The organism is Sphingobacterium sp. JUb56 (assembly GCF_014191365.1).
GTDB lineage: Bacteria > Bacteroidota > Bacteroidia > Sphingobacteriales > Sphingobacteriaceae > Sphingobacterium > Sphingobacterium anhuiense.
In genome coordinates this window covers 2,833,555-2,850,734 of sequence record NZ_JACHWL010000001.1, presented here as the reverse complement: position 1 = coordinate 2,850,734, position 17,180 = coordinate 2,833,555, and the positions used below count along the sequence as shown (strand labels likewise).

General features: G+C 36.8%; 13 protein-coding genes. 8 read left to right on the top strand and 5 right to left on the bottom strand.

What is annotated here, in order from left to right:
- Window positions 1-10: 10 nt before the first annotated feature.
- The 3 genes from FHR29_RS12010 to FHR29_RS12000 all read left to right on the top strand — a co-directional run bounded on the left by FHR29_RS12010 (window position 11) and on the right by FHR29_RS12000 (window position 3,870).
- A complete protein-coding gene (locus FHR29_RS12010; protein WP_132845463.1) occupies window positions 11-1,324 on the top strand; it encodes an aspartate kinase in 1,314 nt (437 codons plus the stop codon).
- Between the two features lie 14 nt (window positions 1,325-1,338).
- Window positions 1,339-2,502: a diaminopimelate decarboxylase gene (gene lysA / locus FHR29_RS12005; protein WP_021189496.1), complete on the top strand. Its 1,164-nt coding sequence runs from the start codon at window positions 1,339-1,341 to the stop codon at window positions 2,500-2,502.
- A 144-nt stretch (window positions 2,503-2,646) separates the two neighbouring features.
- Window positions 2,647-3,870 carry a tetratricopeptide repeat protein gene (locus FHR29_RS12000; protein ID WP_183914914.1) on the top strand — a complete coding sequence of 408 codons (1,224 nt, stop codon included), beginning with the start codon at window positions 2,647-2,649 and terminating at the stop codon, window positions 3,868-3,870.
- A gap of 48 nt (window positions 3,871-3,918) precedes the next feature.
- Here the strand turns inward: FHR29_RS12000 and FHR29_RS11995 are convergent, their stop codons facing one another.
- Both FHR29_RS11995 and rpoN read right to left on the bottom strand, forming a co-directional pair.
- Window positions 3,919-5,112 (bottom strand): porin, encoded by a 1,194-nt coding sequence (locus tag FHR29_RS11995; protein ID WP_021189498.1) that lies wholly within the window; start codon window positions 5,110-5,112, stop codon window positions 3,919-3,921.
- A gap of 357 nt (window positions 5,113-5,469) precedes the next feature.
- A complete protein-coding gene (gene rpoN, locus FHR29_RS11990) occupies window positions 5,470-6,936 on the bottom strand; it encodes an RNA polymerase factor sigma-54 (RefSeq protein WP_021189499.1) in 1,467 nt (488 codons plus the stop codon).
- Between the two features lie 230 nt (window positions 6,937-7,166).
- Here rpoN and FHR29_RS11985 point away from each other — a divergent pair, with 230 nt between their 5' ends.
- The gene (locus FHR29_RS11985; RefSeq protein ID WP_132845559.1) at window positions 7,167-9,584 is read left to right on the top strand and encodes a penicillin-binding protein 1A; all 2,418 of its coding nucleotides are present in this window, start codon (window positions 7,167-7,169) and stop codon (window positions 9,582-9,584) included.
- A 31-nt stretch (window positions 9,585-9,615) separates the two neighbouring features.
- Here the strand turns inward: FHR29_RS11985 and FHR29_RS11980 are convergent, their stop codons facing one another.
- Window positions 9,616-9,939, bottom strand: a complete 324-nt coding sequence (locus FHR29_RS11980; protein ID WP_183914912.1) for a GIY-YIG nuclease family protein — start codon at window positions 9,937-9,939, stop codon at window positions 9,616-9,618.
- Window positions 9,940-10,040: 101 nt separating this feature from the next.
- On the opposite strand from FHR29_RS11980, the gene FHR29_RS11975 reads away from it, so the two are divergent.
- The 4 genes from FHR29_RS11975 to infB all read left to right on the top strand — a co-directional run bounded on the left by FHR29_RS11975 (window position 10,041) and on the right by infB (window position 15,947).
- On the top strand, window positions 10,041-10,814 hold the full coding sequence (locus FHR29_RS11975) for a LexA family transcriptional regulator (protein WP_132771100.1): 774 nt from the start codon (window positions 10,041-10,043) through the stop codon (window positions 10,812-10,814).
- A gap of 147 nt (window positions 10,815-10,961) precedes the next feature.
- Entirely contained in the window at window positions 10,962-11,429 is a 468-nt protein-coding gene (gene rimP / locus FHR29_RS11970; protein WP_021189503.1) for a ribosome assembly cofactor RimP, read from the top strand.
- Between the two features lie 2 nt (window positions 11,430-11,431).
- A complete protein-coding gene (nusA, locus tag FHR29_RS11965) occupies window positions 11,432-12,670 on the top strand; it encodes a transcription termination factor NusA (protein WP_021189504.1) in 1,239 nt (412 codons plus the stop codon).
- A gap of 106 nt (window positions 12,671-12,776) precedes the next feature.
- A complete protein-coding gene (gene infB / locus FHR29_RS11960) occupies window positions 12,777-15,947 on the top strand; it encodes a translation initiation factor IF-2 (RefSeq protein WP_183914909.1) in 3,171 nt (1,056 codons plus the stop codon).
- A gap of 239 nt (window positions 15,948-16,186) precedes the next feature.
- Here infB and FHR29_RS26875 read toward each other — a convergent pair whose 3' ends face one another.
- Window positions 16,187-16,567: a DUF2752 domain-containing protein gene (locus tag FHR29_RS26875; protein WP_132771102.1), complete on the bottom strand. Its 381-nt coding sequence runs from the start codon at window positions 16,565-16,567 to the stop codon at window positions 16,187-16,189.
- Window positions 16,557-17,090, bottom strand: a complete 534-nt coding sequence (locus FHR29_RS11950) for a CD225/dispanin family protein (RefSeq protein ID WP_183914907.1) — start codon at window positions 17,088-17,090, stop codon at window positions 16,557-16,559. The genes FHR29_RS26875 and FHR29_RS11950 overlap by 11 nt, the downstream gene beginning before the upstream one ends.
- Window positions 17,091-17,180: the final 90 nt, after the last annotated feature.

The following is a 17,180-nucleotide window of genomic DNA, read 5'->3' as shown; positions in this document are numbered from 1 at the left end:
GTAATTCAGTATGAAAATTTTAAAATTTGGTGGTACATCTGTCGGTAGTGCAGAGCGCATCAAAGGGTTGTTAGATATTGTAAACCCTTCTGAGCGTCAAGTTGTGGTGTTGTCAGCTGTGTCTGGGACAACAAATGCTTTAGTAGAAATTGGTCAAGCATATCTTGCAGATGATAAGAACTTGGCGAAGGAATTAATAAAGAAGCATAAAGACAAGTACGAAGACCTCATTAAGGAATTGTTCAAAACTGAAGCTGGATATAAAAACGGCAAGAGCTTAATCGATTCGCATTTTAATTTTATTGAAAGTTTTGCACATGAGATTTTTACTCCTGTAGAAGATAAGATCATTCTGGCACAGGGGGAATTGATGTCAACTGCTTTATTCCATTTTCATCTAACAGAAATAAATGTTCCATCCGTATTATTACCGGCATTAGATTTTATGAAGATTGACGAGGATAATGAGCCTGTGGTAGACTATATAACAGAGAAATTGACTCCTTTGCTTGACAATTATCCTGATAATACGCTGTTTATAACGCAGGGCTTTATTTGCCGTAATTCTTTTGGTGAGGTAGATAATCTACGTCGTGGAGGATCGGATTATACTGCATCATTAATCGGTGCTGCGATTGGAGCTGAAGAGGTTCAGATCTGGACCGATATCGATGGAATGCATAATAATGATCCGAGAATCGTAAAAAATACAACCCCAATTGCGCATTTGAGTTTTGACGAAGCGGCAGAATTAGCTTATTTCGGTGCAAAAATTTTACATCCGCAATCGGTATTTCCTGCTCAAAAATATAATGTTCCCGTTCGCTTGTTGAATACGATGGATCCTCAGGCTAAAGGTACTCTTATTAGTAAAGAAGGTGGTCAAAAGGGTAGTATTCGTGCAATAGCCGCTAAAGATGGAATCACAGCTATTCATATTCATTCTTCACGTATGCTTTTGGCCTATGGTTTTTTACGTCGTGTATTTGAAATATTTGAACGTTATAAGACACCAATTGATATGATTACAACATCGGAGGTTGCTGTTTCTGTAACGATAGACGATACGAAAAATCTACAGGATATTATTAAAGAGGTCGAAGATTTTGGGACTGTGTCGGTGGATGAACATCAAACCATCGTGTGTGTGGTAGGGGATTTTGACTTGAATACACATGGGTATGCGGCCCGAGTATTGGATGCTGTAAAACACTTACCGGTCCGAATGATTTCATATGGAGGTTCGGATTATAATGTATCAGTTCTGTTGGACACGGATCATAAAGTGGAAGCATTACGCTCGTTACACAACCGTTTATTTTAATTGAAATAACCAAAATGAAAAACGAAAATATAGAGAGTCAGTTCGTAGGAAAGGAAACTCCTTTTTATTACTACGACCTGAACGTTTTGGAAGAAACGTTGGATGCGGCTTATGCCGCTTCCAGTAAGCGTGGATTCCATGTGCATTTTGCTTTGAAATCAAATTTCAACAGCCGTTTGCTTGAAATGATCCAAAGTAAAGGTTTTGGAGCAGATTGTGTAAGTGGAAATGAGGTGCAACAGGCTATTAATGCGGGGTTTGATGCAAAAATGATCACTTTTGCTGGTGTAGGTAAGTCTGATAAGGAAATTAATCTTGCTTTAGCGCACGATATTTTTGCTTTCAATGTCGAGTCTATTCAGGAATTGGAGGTGATCAATGAGTTGGCTGCTGTTCAGGGAAGAAAAGCTAAAGTAGCATTACGTATTAATCCTAATGTAGATGCACATACCCATCATTATATCACAACGGGATTAGATGAGAATAAATTTGGTGTTACAAATGCGGAGCTTGAAAGAGCTGCAGCTGTGATACGGAAGTGTGAGAATATCGAGCTTATTGGTTTACATTTTCATATCGGTTCTCAAATAACAGATATGAATGTATTCAAGAGCCTATGTGTGAAAGTGAATGAATGGAAAAATTGGTTTGAAGAACGTGGTGTCATCATCAAAGTTTTAAATGTTGGAGGTGGACTGGGAGTGGATTACCATAACCCAGATACGAATGCAATTCCTGATTTTGAAGCATATTTTGATATTTTTGATAAATTCTTAGAAAGAACTCCACAACAGGAAGTCCATTTTGAGTTAGGGCGTGCATTAGTTGCGCAATGTGGTTCTTTAATCAGTAAAGTACTTTATGTAAAGAATGGTGTTAAGAAGAACTTTTTAATATTAGATGCAGGTATGACTGAATTGATGCGACCTGCATTATATCAGGCTTTTCATAAAATAGAAAAGCTTGGAGATGCAAATGCAACAGAACTTATCAATTATGATGTTGTAGGGCCTATCTGCGAAAGCTCCGATTGCTTTGGAAAAGAGGTCACATTGCCATTATCGAAAAGAGGAGATCTTGTTGCTATACGTACCGCTGGTGCATATGGTGAAGTGATGTCTTCACGCTATAATCTCAGAGAGGAGATTCGCTATGTATATAGTGACGAATTAGTCTAAAACTACCCTATGAAAATAGAACTGGCTTAAACTACTGATAGTTTAAGCCTTTTCGTTTTGTAGGAATATTTGTTTTTCATTTGCAGAATAAATGGAATAGCGAAATATATTTCTGTTTTGCTATACATCCTTGTACCTTTGTATATGCAACAGATTCAACATATACTTCGAAAATTATTTAGTGAGGAGCGGATTAGAGTAGATTTTAGTGTAAAGGGAGGGACTACTACTTTACTCGCTAGTTTTGCATATTTACCGATCCGGGAGCTTTTAAATTTTAATATTAACATAAAAGAAGAGTATCGAGATATTTTGAGTGAATTGGACGTTGCTAAGGGATTGGAACCTGTTGCGTCACTTTTGTTAAAAGGTATGCTAAGTATGCAAGCCGGTCATGATGATGCAACAAAATATCTTTATGAAGCTCAAAAAGTCCAGGTAACAGCATTAGGATATAGTTATTTGGCATTATGCTATTTTATGAAAGGAGATTTTGATAAGTCTATTCAGATTTATTCAAATGCGATTACTGATTTCCCCAAAGAACCTTATTTTTATGCCTGTCGCTGTGTACTGAATCGATGTTTAGATGATGATGAGGGAGCTTTTTATGATTATCAAGTCGCAAAACGTCTCGATTTCAATTATCACAGTCTGCTAGAGTGGCATGAGCATCTTTCCTATTTAGAAACCCTTAAAGTGGATCAGCTGGAACTTCAGGAATTGGAAAGCACTTGGGAACAAGATCCAGAACGATTAGATGTCTTAACGAAGCTCGCTTTGGAGTATGTACACATTTATGATTATCAAAAAGCTATTCGTTTGTATTCTCAAGGAATCAATATGGCGGATAATCAAGCAGAATGGTATGTTTACCGTGCGGCAATCTACAGCAAATTAACGTTGTATATAGAAGCCCTTGAGGATTGTAATCAAGCTTTATCAATTGATGAAAATTGTGTTTCTGCTTATATTTTACGAGCAAAGTTATTGGAATGTCTACACGAACATGACGCCGCACTTGAGGATTATAGAAAAGCAGCCTCTCTGAATCCTGAACATACTGCCATATATGAGGAGCGGGCTTCGCTTTTTGAAAGATTAGGGAAATTTGAAGATGCTATCGTCGATTATTCTAAATTGATCGCCTTAATGAAGGATGATTTTTATCCTTATGTACTTCGCGCAGATATGTTCGAACGTATAGGAAAGCAGGAAGAGGCTTTGTTGGATTATAATCGTGCTATAGACTTGAATCCTTACTATTCAGATCTTTATCAGTATCGTGCTGCAATACGGGAATCTTTAGGTGATAAAGTAGGCGCTGAATCTGATTTACAAAAATTCGAAGAGTTGGATGAAGAGTAATAAAAGATAAAAAAGGTTCAGTTGTTTAAAACTGAACCTTTTTTATCGTTAAATTCCTAACTCAACCTGAAATAGAAACCCCCAGGAGTTCTTTTGATCGGCATTGTCAAATTGACCATCTTTAAAAGTATAATTACCACTCAAATTAAATTTTAAGCGATGTGCTTTCATATATTTGTTAATACCAGCTTCAATAATTTCTGTTTGTTTTTCATATGCCCGAATATCTTTGTGAGGTTGGACAAAGGTATAGCGGCTTACGACCTCGTATCCATGATTCATCAGGTAAGACATCTGTTGATTAACTCCAAAACCTTTATAAGCATAGGCGGTATTTCCCTGTAAATCGATGTTCATTGGATTGTCGACATCACGACGCATATACTCGGCTTGATAAGCAAAACCCTGATATTTAAAAATTGCATCTATAAAGCTGGTCTTTAAAGTAAAAGGATTTTCAACATATTTACCCGTTTGACCACCTATACGGGTTGTTCTGTCGTTAAAGCTGTAACCTCCCCCAATAGATAGTTTTGGTGTTTCTTCACGCTCTATGTCCCCTTCGGAATAATCGCCTCCATTTTCAAAATTGCCGAATGGTAAAAATTCTACCCTACCTGTGTAAGATAAGCCTCCATCTGTTCCGCTTGCAGCTCTGCCTTCACCTGTTGATATAGCAACTTTTGCATTAATAGGTACTTCGCCAATTTTTTTACTCAGATTGGCACTCATACCGAAATCACGATCTAAGGTAAACCTGGTATTCACTAAGGAACGATCTGCAAACTGGAGCTGTCCAGATGAATTGACGCGTTGCCTATTTCCTGGTAATTTGTTTTGACCGAAACTGATGTAGAAATCGTCAGTAAAGTTATAGAATACAACGGCATCACGTACAATATTTGGAATACCGGTTTCATCGAAATCTTGATCACTTCTTGTAAAAGCTAATTGTAATGAGTAGCTAATCTTAGGCGTGTAGATGTAACCATCGACCCGCATTCTAAGTCTACGTACACGCGCATCCCATTCTCCGTTCTTTTCTCCGTCTAATTTTTCTGTGAAACCGGCACGGTTTTGCATTCTAAATCTGAAGTTTGTGTAGAAAAGGGAATCTTTGCTATGGAATTGAATTCCTTTGAAATTTAAGATAGTAGCTCTATCATCTCGTTCTTGCGCTTTTGTGGCACAGGCTAAGGTCGCTAGTAAGGCTGTAAGGGTAACAATTTTTGTTGCTCTCATTCGTCTTTTAAAAAAATATTATAGTAAGGGTTGTGTGTACTTAAATTATAACAGTTTAATTTGATTGTAAAAAATAGCGTATTAATAAAATAATATTTTTAGCATCTATCTATAAAAGATACGGATTAATCATGATTCTTACGGATAGAACTTTATATATTATATGCGTGCGACAGTCATTTTAGCTAAATCCAATGTCAGTGATTCTATTCTTGACAAGAAACTAAGTATAAAAAAAAGTGATTTGCTGCTGTTTTTTTTATTTTCAAACACAAAGATAATAATCTAATTGAATAGAGGAGAAAAATGAGATGAAATGATAAGTAAAAGGCCACTTTATAGGTGGCCTTTTAGTTATTATAATTCTTTACGTAAACGTGCAACAGGTATATTGAGTGCTTCGCGATATTTTGCAACGGTACGTCTAGCGATATTGTAACCTTTATCTTTTAAGATTTCGGTCAGCTTTTCATCAGCAAGAGGTTTGCGTTTATCTTCATTTGCGATGCATTCTTCTAAGATCTTTTTAACTTCTTTATTGGATACTTCTTCTCCAGATTCTGTTTGAATAGCTTCAGAGAAAAATGATTTAAGAAGAAATGTCCCAAATTCTGTTTGTACATATTTTGAGTTGGCAACACGGGATACGGTCGAGATGTCCATACCTATGCGATCGGCAATATCTTTTAATATCATCGGTCTAAGCTTAACATCATCACCTGTTAAAAAGTAGTCATACTGATACTCCATGATGGCATTCATTGTTTTTAGCAATGTCTGCTGTCTTTGTTTGATCGCATCAATAAACCATTTCGCAGAATCGAGTTTCTGTTTTACAAACTGAACAGCTTCTTTCATTTTTTTATCCTTTTGATCGGATTTCTCATAATGTTCGAACATGTTCTGGTAAGAACGACTCACCCGTAGTTCTGGTGCATTTCGTCCGTTTAATGTTAGATGAAGTACTCCATCGTTGTTAATGATGTGAAAATCGGGAATGACATGTAACTGTTTACCTGCAACAGCTCCTGAATCACCTGGTTTTGGATTTAATTTTAGAATTTCATTTACAATATTTTTAAGATCATCTGAGGTTAACCCTAGCGATTTTTCAAGTTTATCATAATGCTTCTTGGTAAATTCATCCAAATAATTTTTTACAACTTTAGTTGCCTGAATGATGGTTGGATTATTTTGATCTTTCTTTTGTAATTGTATCAGCAAGCATTCCTGTAAATCACGAGCTCCGATACCTGCCGGTTCAAAATCTTGAATAACCTTTAACATTTCTAATACTTCGCTTTCAGTAGCGATAACATTTTGAGAAAACGCAAGGTCATCAATGAGACTTAATATGGGACGACGTAGGTATCCGTCATCATCTAAACTTCCAATAATTTGCTGACCGATTAAGAAATCACGGTCATCTAAGGCTAGTAAATCGAGCTGTTGTTGTAATTTCTCAAAAAATGAATCTTGTACAGCAATGGGAATCTCTTTTTTATCATCATCTTCGTCAGTATAATTATAGTTGTTGGAGTAATCAGTATAATCATCTTCCTGGATATATTCATCTACGTTGAACTCATCGCTGTCGAAGCTTTCTTCACTATCAAAACTCTCATCTGGATCGCGATCTGGGTATTCTTCGTTCGGTTCGGCCATGTTTGCTAAACTGCCGTCCTCAAGTGCTGGATTCTCCTCTAATTCTTCTTTAATGCGTGCGTCCAAAGAGACTGTAGGAACCTGTAAAAGTTTAATAAACTGAATCTGCTGTGGAGATAGTTTTTGTAATAACTTTTGTTGTAAGGTTTGCTTTAACATGTTTTTCTATGACTAATTCGAATATAAATTTATATAAATTATATTGATTTAAGAAACAAAAATACATGGAAAAGGTATTTGGGTATAATTTTTGTAGCTATCTATAATCTTATACTCCTAATTATCAGAATTGGAATAATGAAATGTTAAATTTCGTTAATTCTTCTTTATGACATGTAAAAGCTATTTTTTTTGCTTGTTTTCACAAAACATTTTTAGACCTTTACCATATGTTTAAACGTATTAAGAATAAATATATACGCTATATAGCAATTGCTATATATTTTTTAATCGTCCTTGTTTGTGCTATACAGCTTAACTTTTTGGGGCTATTTGGCTACTCGCCTACAAAAAAGGATATTACGATGCCCAGTGTTAATATCTCGACCGAATTGTATACTGCAGATAGTGTTTTGATAGGTCGTTATTTTGATGAAGACCGTAATCCAGTGGCTTTTGACAGCATATCTAAAAATGTGATCAATGCGCTGGTGGCTACAGAGGATGTTCGCTTTTATAAACATAGCGGAGTTGATTTTTTAGGTCTCGGATCTGGTATTGTTTCTACTTTATCTGGAGATAGAAGAGGGGCTAGTACAATTACGCAACAATTGGCAAAAAACTTATATCGTACACGCTATAATAAATCGGGTGGTCTTCTTGGTAAAATACCTGGTGTTGGTTTAATTGTAACCAAGTTTAAGGAATGGATGACCGCTTATAAATTGGAGTCACGATATGAAAAAAATGAAATTATAACGATGTATTTAAATACCGTTTCATTCAGTAATAATTCATATGGTATCCAAACGGCTGCACGACGTTATTTTAGTAAAAATGCAAGTGAACTTAGCATCAATGAAGCTGCGGTATTAGTGGGTATGCTGAAGGGAACAACAATTTATAATCCTATGCGTAATCTAGACAAATCGCGTGAGCGCCGAAATGTCGTTTTAACTCAAATGGAGAAGGCAAAGTATATTGATCAAACTCAGGTTGATCAGTTGTCAAAGGAGCCATTGGTATTACGTACGGAGAACAAAGATATACATGCGGGTGAAGATTCTTATTTACGGGCAGCGGTAGAGCGTTGGCTGGAGAAGTGGGCTGATGAAAATGATATGGATATCTATAAGGATGGTCTAAAGATTTATACTACAATCAATTCAAAGCTTCAAAAACATGCCGAGGAAGCTGTTGCTAAGCAGATGCAGGTATTGCAACGGAGATTGAAGAATGCATGGGGTAGTGAAGAGCCGTGGCGTGATTTGTCTGGTAAGGTAATTCCTGGATTTATTGAAAACTTGGTTAAAAAGACAGACTATTATAAATTTTTGGTAAAAAAATATGATCAACGTACTGACAGTATTGATTTCTACTTGAACCGTAAAAAAGAAATGGAAGTATTTTCTTGGAAAGGAGAGCGGATGCGTGAAAAAGTAGAGATGTCCACTGTTGATTCGATCAAATACTATGTAACTATGTTAAATACGGGTGTGATGAGTATGGATCCGTATTCTGCTGAAATTAAAGTGTGGGTAGGAGGTATCGATCATCAGTTTTTTAAATATGATCATGTTAATCAATCTAAAAGACAGGCAGGTTCTACATTCAAACCTTTTGTTTATTTAGCAGCATTGGAATCCGGTATGACACCTTGTGATCAGATTCAAGATAAGCCCGTAACCATTAAGATTGATAAAGGAGATTCAATTGAAGTCTGGGAGCCTAAAAATGCTGACTGGAATTTTAGCTATCGGGATATGTCATTGCGTTGGGCCATGGCGCGTTCGGTAAATTCGATTACAGTTCAACTGACAGAGAAAGTAGGGGCTGATAAAATTGTTGAAGCGGCACATCGAGTTGGAATTGAAAGTAAATTGAGTCCTGTGGCGTCGATCGGTTTGGGGCCAAATGATGTTTCAGTTTTTGAAATGGTAAATGGTTATGCTACAATGATGAATCACGGTGAACGTGTAACACCTATTCTTGTTTCTCGAATAGAAGATTATGACGGAAAAGTGATTGCAACTTTTAAACCTGAACGTAAGCAGGTAGTGGATAAACAAGATGCATGGTTGATGACCTATATGCTTCGCGGAGGAATGGAAGAGCCGGGAGGAACTTCACAGGCATTATGGGAGTATGATCTTTTTGATAAGGAAAATGAGATTGGTGGAAAAACGGGTACTTCTTCGGAGTATGTAGATGGGTGGTACATGGGTGTTACCAAAGATCTGGTAACTGCGGTGTGGGTCGGTTGTGACGATCGAAATATCCATTTTAAAAATTCGCAGACCGGTGAGGGTTCTAAAACTGCGCTACCAATTTTTGGTTTATTTATGGAATCTGTTTATAAGGATAAGCAGTTAGGCTATACGCAGGGTAAATTTCCTGCTCCAACTGTGGAAATTACAAAGAAGTATAAGTGTGAAACTCCTCGTCCGCCTCGTGAAGAGGTTGTCTCAGATTCGACCGCTGTAGATGATGAGATATTAATCGATGGTCTGGAAGATGTGCAAAATGGTGGTACAACTCAAGAAGAAGGGTTATCGACTTCTGGAGATGATGATGCTTCTGACGTCTTATCTACCCATAATGATGCAGCGGCAATAAGACCGCGTGATTCACTAGGTTTTGGTGATTAATACGTTCTCTTAAAAATTTTAAATCGGTTGTTTATGAAGTATAAACAACCGATTTTTTTTTGGAAGTATCCATATTAGTTGGACATAGGTTGTTCCAATTCGCATTTTGTTTTCTGATGAGCTTCTCCTTCTGCATCCGTGTAAAGTGATTTAATTCAAATTGTCTTTTTTCAGCGTGTTCCTGACAATCAAATTTTTCCATATAAACGACACGAGTTAAGTGTGGGCCATTGGGAAAGAAAATGTTGCTGCTGCTTTTTATTTCGTTCATCGCCCGGTTAAAGTCTGATGTGATATCTACATTTAAGAACTGTCTGTTGCTGTCCGTAATGATGTATAATGTGTGTGATTTCATGTTTTGAGCTAATAAATTTGGTTATTTGTATAATTTTTACTAATTTTATTGGCACAATAATACTAATATTTTTAGATATTAAAAATTAAAATTAAAAAAATATGCCAAACATAGCTTCCAATCTTAAGTTTTTAAGAAAAACGAAAAGGCTTACACAACAGCAGTTTGCTGACTTAATGGAGATAAAACGTGCTTCTGTAGGGGCGTATGAAGAAGATCGGGCAGAGCCAAAATATGAGTTACTAAAAAAAATAGCAGAGTTTTATGACCTTTCAATGGATGAGCTTGCTAATGATGAGATAAATGAAAAATGGAAACGGGCTCCTAAAAGTAATGCTTCTAATTTACGGGTACTTAGTGTTACCGTTGACGGGCTTGACCGCGAAAATATCGAGTTGGTTCCAGTAAAAGCGAGCGCTGGCTATATGAATGGTTATGCTGATCCGGAATATGTTGCAACGTTACCGAAATTTTCGTTACCTATGTTCAATCAAGGAACCTATCGGGCTTTTGAAATCAAGGGTGATTCGATGCGTCCTTTGGCTAGTGGTTCTATTGTCGTCGCAGAATATGTGGAGAACTGGAATGATATTAAGCCAGGGCAGACCTATATTGTCGTTTCAAAAGATGAGGGGGTTGTCTACAAGCGAATAGCATTTAAATTTAAAGAAGATAAAGGTCTGAAGTTAGTTTCTGATAATAAGAGCTACGATCCATATTGGGTAGAAGCGAGTGATATTATGGAAGTTTGGAAAGCAAAAGCGTTTATTAGTACAACGCTTCCGGAACCTAGTAATGAACCTTCTATGGAGACTTTGACAAGCATGATGGCAGAAATGCAAAAAACAATTAATTCGGTTGTAGATAAGGGTTAGAGGACCATTTTTGATGGATCTTTTTTATCTATATTTTGATAGTTGAAAAAAAATATTTACCTTTGTCTTATCTGAGAGGAAGGGGGCAACGTATGCCCCCTTTTTTAATTCATTGATTTCAGTATTTTTATTCGTTTTCGAAAGAATATGCAAAATGTAGAGAAAAGAGTTATCGAACTCGTCCAAGAAAAATTAGCAGATCGCGATGATTTGTTTATTGTAAGTGTTAAATTTCATCCGAACAGCGTGTTGGAAGTTTTGCTAGATGGTGATCAGGGAATTAGTATCGATGATTGTGTACAGGTTAGTAAATTTGTCGGATTTCAGTTGGAAGAAGAGGGGACAGTAGAGAAAGCTTATCGTCTTGAAGTTTCTTCTCCGGGGCTAGATGCTAATTTTGTTAATCAAAGGCAATATGAGAAAAATATTGGACGCAATGTGCAAGTGAAGTTAAATGATGGTACAAAAACGGAAGGTACATTGTTAGCCGTTGAGGATGCACAGATAACAATTGAAGAAACAATAAAAGAAAAAGGTAAAAAAGCGGAGCAGGTTGCTCGCATTATACCTTTTGAACAAATAAAAGCAACTAAGGTGTTAATTTCATTTAAATAAAAATGAGCAGCAATATCAATTTGATTGACTCTTTCCAAGAGTTTAAAGAGTTTAAAAACATTGACCGACCTACGGTTATTTCTGTCTTAGAAGAAGTATTTCGTAGTATGATCCGTAGACGTTTTGGTACAGATGAAAACTGTGATGTTATCGTAAATCCTGATAATGGAGATTTAGAGATATGGAGAACACGCGTTGTTGTTGAAGATGAATTTTCGGAAGATGATGATCTTGAAATTGAATTAACAGAAGCGAAGAAATTTGATGCTGATTTAGAAGTTGGCGATGATTATATTGAACAGATAACGTTAGAGAGTTTTGGTCGTCGTGCTATTTTAGCAGCCCGTCAAACTTTGGTTTCAAAAGTTTTGGAATTGGAGAAAGACGAAGTTTTCAAAAAGTATAAAGACCGTGAAGGGGAGTTGGTGATCGGCGAGGTTTATCAAATCTGGAAAAAAGAATTGCTTGTGTTAGATGATGACGGTAATGAATTAATTTTACCGAAGACAGAACAAATTCCTGCAGATTATTTTAAGAAAGGTGATAGCATTCGTGCAGTCGTTTATAAAGTGGATATGATGAATAATAATCCTAAGATTCTTATTTCTCGTACTGCTCCAGAATTTTTACAACGTTTATTTGAACTGGAAGTTCCTGAGATTTTTGATGGTTTGATTACGATTAAGAAAATCGTTCGCGAACCAGGAGAGCGTGCTAAAGTGGCAGTAGAATCTTATGATGATCGTATTGATCCTGTTGGTGCTTGTGTGGGTATGAAAGGATCTCGTATTCATGGTATCGTTCGTGAATTGCGTAATGAAAATATCGATGTAATCAACTTTACAACGAATCATTCACTTTACATTACACGTGCATTAAGCCCAGCTCGTATTAGCTCAATCAAGATTGATGAAGAAAATAAGACGGCTGCAGTGTATTTAAAATCTGATCAAGTTTCTTTGGCAATTGGTCGTGGTGGACACAATATCAAATTGGCAGGTAAATTGACAGGTTATGAGATCGATGTTTATCGTGAGAATGACGAGTTTGATGAAGATGTGGATATCGAAGAATTCAGCGATGAAATCGAAAGCTGGGTAATTGATGCATTGAAACGTGTAGGTTTAGATTCAGCACGTTCAGTATTGGCATTGACAGAAGAAGAGTTGTCTAGAAGGACTGACTTGGAAGAAGATACGGTAAAAGACATTTTACGTATTTTACAGGCTGAATTTGAATAAAATGAAGCCACATAATTTATTTTCATCTCTATTTCGAATTTAATTGTTATAGAGATGTAAAAAAAACATATTTTTGTATTAAATATTTAATTAGTTAAAATAATAGATGACTGAAGGAAAAGGTACAAACCTGCTTAAAGCAGCAAAGGAACTCAATATTGGCATATCTACTGCCGTAGATTGTTTAGTGAAAAAAGGGTATGACGTCGACGCCAAACCTGGTACTAAGCTATCCGGAGAGATGTACAATGTGCTGTTGAAAGAGTTTCAAGGTGACAAGATCGTGAAAGATGAAGCTAAACAAATTGTGATTGGCAAAATTCGTCGTGATGAGTCGCCAGTCGCTTCTCCTAAAGAATCATCTAAAAATGACGATTATGAAGAAACTGCAGCTTCAAAAGATATTTTGATAAAAAATGCTGCGGTAAATACAAGAGAAGAATCTAATGCAGATAAAAAAGAGAATCCAGTTGAAAAGGTAACGGGTTCTGAGGCAAAGGAAAATTCATCAAATACACACACTGGAGGTATGAAGGTTGTGGGTAAAATTGATTTAGATGCTTTGAAAAGAGGATCTAAACCTAAGAAAGAGGAAACTCCAGAAGTGAAAGCTGAAACTCCAAAGGAAGTGGAGAAGAAGCCTGAGGTAGTTAAAGAAGCAACTCCTACAGCTCCAAAACCTATCGTAAAAGAAGAGCGTAAAGTAGAAGTTCCTAAAGCTCCGATAGTGGAAGCACAAAAAATAGAAGAGAAAGCGCCAGAAGCACCTAAGGTTGTCATTGCTGCACCTCAAAAAGTTGAAGTTAAAACTGAAGCTCCTAAAGTTCAAGAGAAGAAAGTGGTAGAAGAAAAGCCAAAAAATGAAAAACCTGCTGTGAAAGCACCGGTTGAAACTCCTGTAAAGGAAGTGAAAAAAGTTAATCCTGCAGATGAGGTTATTAGTGCTAAAGCAGAGAGATTAACAGGTCCAAAAGTAATTGGTAAGATTGAATTGCCTACGGCAAGACCTTCTCATCGCGATAAGCCTGTAGCATCTTCTTCAAGTGCTACTGGTAATGATCATAAGCGTAAACGTAAACGTACGAACAATACAGGAACTCCGCCTCAGGGTGGTGGTACCCATCCAAATCGTACTGGAGGTCCAAACCAAGGTGGTGGAAATCATCCAAATCGTACTGGTGGAAATCATCCAGCAGGGAATAATCAAAACCGCCCAGCAGGAGGTCCAGGAGGAAATAATCAAAACCGTCCAGCGGGAGGTCCAGGAGGACATCATAACCGTCCAGGAGGTCCAGGTGCAAATAAAGGTCGTCCAGCCTTCAACAATAGAAGTAATGGACCTAATGTACCAAAAGAAGAGCCTACTGAAAAGGAAATCCAAGATCAAATCAAGGCTACATTAGCGCGCTTAAGTGGTGCTGGTAAGTCAGGTAAATTTGCTCAACGTGCGAAGTTGAGACGTCAAAAACGTGACGATGTCGCAACTAACGCGGAGGAGGAAGCATTAGAAAGAGAAATGCAAGCAAAAGTGTTGCGTGTTACAGAATTTGTAACGGCAAACGAACTTGCTAACTTAATGGATGTGGCTGTTACACAAATTATCGCGACTTGTATGAGTTTAGGTATGTTTGTTTCCATTAACCAACGTCTAGATGCAGAAACTTTAACCATTGTTGCTGATGAATTTGGTTATCAAATTGAATTTATCAAACCTGAAGATGAAGAGATTGCTGATCTTGAAGAAGCTGACAATGAAGATGCATTGATTTCTCGTGCTCCGATTGTTACGGTAATGGGTCACGTCGATCATGGTAAAACATCTTTATTAGATTACGTGCGTAAAGCAAATGTAACAGGTGGTGAAGCAGGTGGTATTACGCAGCATATTGGTGCTTATGCGGTACAATTGGACGGTGGACGTAAGATCACTTTCTTAGATACTCCAGGTCACGAAGCCTTTACAGCGATGCGTGCTCGTGGTGCAAAAGTAACAGATATCGTGATTATTGTTATTGCAGCGGATGATGCTGTGATGCCACAAACGAAAGAAGCAATCAACCACGCACAAGCTGCTGGTGTGCCAATCGTATTTGCATTTACAAAAATTGACAAGCCAGGTGCTAATACAGATCGTATTAAAGAGCAGTTGTCTCAAATGAATATACTAGTAGAGGATTGGGGTGGTAAATACCAAGCACAGGAGATTTCAGCAAAAACTGGATTGAATGTAGATCTTTTATTAGAAAAAGTATTATTAGAAGCAGAGATGCTTGACTTAAAAGCTGATCCGAACAAACGTGCTGTTGGTTCTGTAATTGAAGCTGCTTTGGATAAAGGTAGAGGTATTGTGACAACAGTGCTGATATTAGGAGGTACTTTACGTGTGGGAGATCCTATTTTAGCAGGTTCTCATAGTGGTAAAGTGAAAGCTTTAACAAATGAACGTGGTGAGCGTGTGAAAGAAGCAGGTCCTTCTGTACCGGTTCAAATCTTAGGTATGGCAGGGGCACCTACTGCAGGTGATAAGTTCTATACTATGGAGAGTGAATCTGAAGCTCGTAATGTGGCGAATAAACGTCTTCAATTACAACGTGAGCAAGGTATGCGTGCTACGAAACATATTACTTTGGATGAGATCGGTCGTCGTTTGGCAATCGGTAACTTTAAAGAGTTGAACGTGATCGTAAAAGGTGACGTGGATGGTTCAATCGAGGCATTATCTGATTCATTATTGAAATTATCAACACAAGAGATTCAAGTGAATGTAATTCACAAATCTGTGGGTGCTATCTCAGAGTCAGATGTTTTATTAGCTTCTGCTTCTGATGCAATTATCATCGGTTTCCAAGTTCGTCCATCTATAGGTGCACGTAAATTGGCTGAACAAGAGCAAATTGATATTCGTCTTTACTCAATCATTTACGATGCTATTGCAGAACTTAAATCGGCAATGGAAGGTATGTTGGCTCCGAAATTTGAAGAAAAAATCGTTGCTAACGTTGAGATCCGTGAGACATTTAAAATCTCTAAGGTCGGTACAATTGCAGGTTGTATGGTCTTGGATGGTAAAATTAACCGCAATAATGATATTCGTATCGTCCGTGATGGTGTTGTTGTTTTCACAGGTAAATTAGCTTCATTGAAACGTTTCAAAGACGATGTGAAAGAAGTATCATTCGGTTATGAGTGTGGTTTGAATATTCAAGGATATAATGATATTCAAGAAGGTGATATCGTTGAAGCATACGAACAAGTTGAAGTAAAACGTAAGTTGTAATTAAACAATTTATCATACATAAAAGGAGCGTTTTTAATAAAACGCTCCTTTTTTTATGAGTTTTAAAACACACAGATAGTTCTTGATAGGAATTGGGAGTTAATTATAAGATCTTATCCATATTCCTAAAGTAAGATGATTTCATTAAAATCATGCAAATAGAACGGATGATCTGAAATGAGTATTTTTTACCGAACTGTTTTTTTATATTAAAGCGACTTACAGTAACTGTTTCTACTTTATAAGTTTCTTACTATCCAAAAACCAATTACAATGATAAAAACGATTACAATTGCTTTATAACCAAATAGTATCTTTCGCCATTTAAGCATTTTTGGCGTAGGTGATTTTTGATATTCAAAGATTAATCCTGTGATGATATAGGGGATAGCGATGATCAGTAAAAAATTTTGCCTCCATGCGTTCTGGAGGTCAAAATTTAAAAGATAATGTATGGCGCGTTGTGATCCACATCCGGGACATTTGTAGCCTGTAATGACATAAAATGGGCATTTAGGAAAAATGTCATACTGTATCGGATTAAAGAACTTATATGTAAGAATTAAGATGAATAGAAGTATAATCCCTATGGACCATAGATAATATTTCTTAATTACCATAATTAAATATAGATCCAACTACACCTAAGATCATCAATAGTACATATAATACTGTCATCACAATGGAAACAATAAAACCAATTTTAGTCCATTTTTTAGCTTCATCTGATGCTCTTTGTGCACCTTGTAGATCTCCTGCATAGAATCTGGATTCAACTTTTGCTGCATTTATTATTCCCGCTATTCCAAAAGGAAGACAACATAAAATTGTAACTAAAATAGATTCAACTAACCATGTTTTAGGTACGGTATTTAAAAATGGGTCATAGGCTTTATTTTGAGGATCGGCTGACTGGTTGAAGGGAGATTGTCCAGTTGCTTGAAATGGATTAGGAGGATTAGGAGGGGAGGCTATGTTTGAAGAAAATAAAGCAGCAAGCTCAGGAACTTCACTGGCTTTTCTCCAATCACCCATTCCTTCATACCATACATTTGTTTCTGGTGTAATGTTTTTATATTTGAGCTCTTCGAGAGTAAAGGGACCAAAGTTTGTGTAGCCATCTGTATAAAAGTACTTTTTCATATTTTAGAGTTTTATAATTTATTTAAATATAGAAAAAAAGGGGTTAGTTGATGTTTTTTGTAAAATATTTTTATGTTTTACCGTATACCA

Excerpts from the sequence above, each read along its gene's own strand:
- FHR29_RS12010 (WP_132845463.1), top strand. The coding sequence starts at position 11 with ATGAAAATTTTAAAATTTGGTGGTACATCTGTCGGTAGTGCAGAGCGC.
- lysA (WP_021189496.1), top strand. The coding sequence starts at position 1,339 with ATGAAAAACGAAAATATAGAGAGTCAGTTCGTAGGAAAGGAAACTCCT.
- FHR29_RS12000 (WP_183914914.1), top strand. The coding sequence starts at position 2,647 with ATGCAACAGATTCAACATATACTTCGAAAATTATTTAGTGAGGAGCGG.
- FHR29_RS11995 (WP_021189498.1), bottom strand. The coding sequence starts at position 5,112 with ATGAGAGCAACAAAAATTGTTACCCTTACAGCCTTACTAGCGACCTTA.
- rpoN (WP_021189499.1), bottom strand. The coding sequence starts at position 6,936 with ATGTTAAAGCAAACCTTACAACAAAAGTTATTACAAAAACTATCTCCA.
- FHR29_RS11985 (WP_132845559.1), top strand. The coding sequence starts at position 7,167 with ATGTTTAAACGTATTAAGAATAAATATATACGCTATATAGCAATTGCT.
- FHR29_RS11980 (WP_183914912.1), bottom strand. The coding sequence starts at position 9,939 with ATGAAATCACACACATTATACATCATTACGGACAGCAACAGACAGTTC.
- FHR29_RS11975 (WP_132771100.1), top strand. The coding sequence starts at position 10,041 with ATGCCAAACATAGCTTCCAATCTTAAGTTTTTAAGAAAAACGAAAAGG.
- rimP (WP_021189503.1), top strand. The coding sequence starts at position 10,962 with ATGCAAAATGTAGAGAAAAGAGTTATCGAACTCGTCCAAGAAAAATTA.
- nusA (WP_021189504.1), top strand. The coding sequence starts at position 11,432 with ATGAGCAGCAATATCAATTTGATTGACTCTTTCCAAGAGTTTAAAGAG.
- infB (WP_183914909.1), top strand. The coding sequence starts at position 12,777 with ATGACTGAAGGAAAAGGTACAAACCTGCTTAAAGCAGCAAAGGAACTC.
- FHR29_RS26875 (WP_132771102.1), bottom strand. The coding sequence starts at position 16,567 with ATGGTAATTAAGAAATATTATCTATGGTCCATAGGGATTATACTTCTA.
- FHR29_RS11950 (WP_183914907.1), bottom strand. The coding sequence starts at position 17,090 with ATGAAAAAGTACTTTTATACAGATGGCTACACAAACTTTGGTCCCTTT.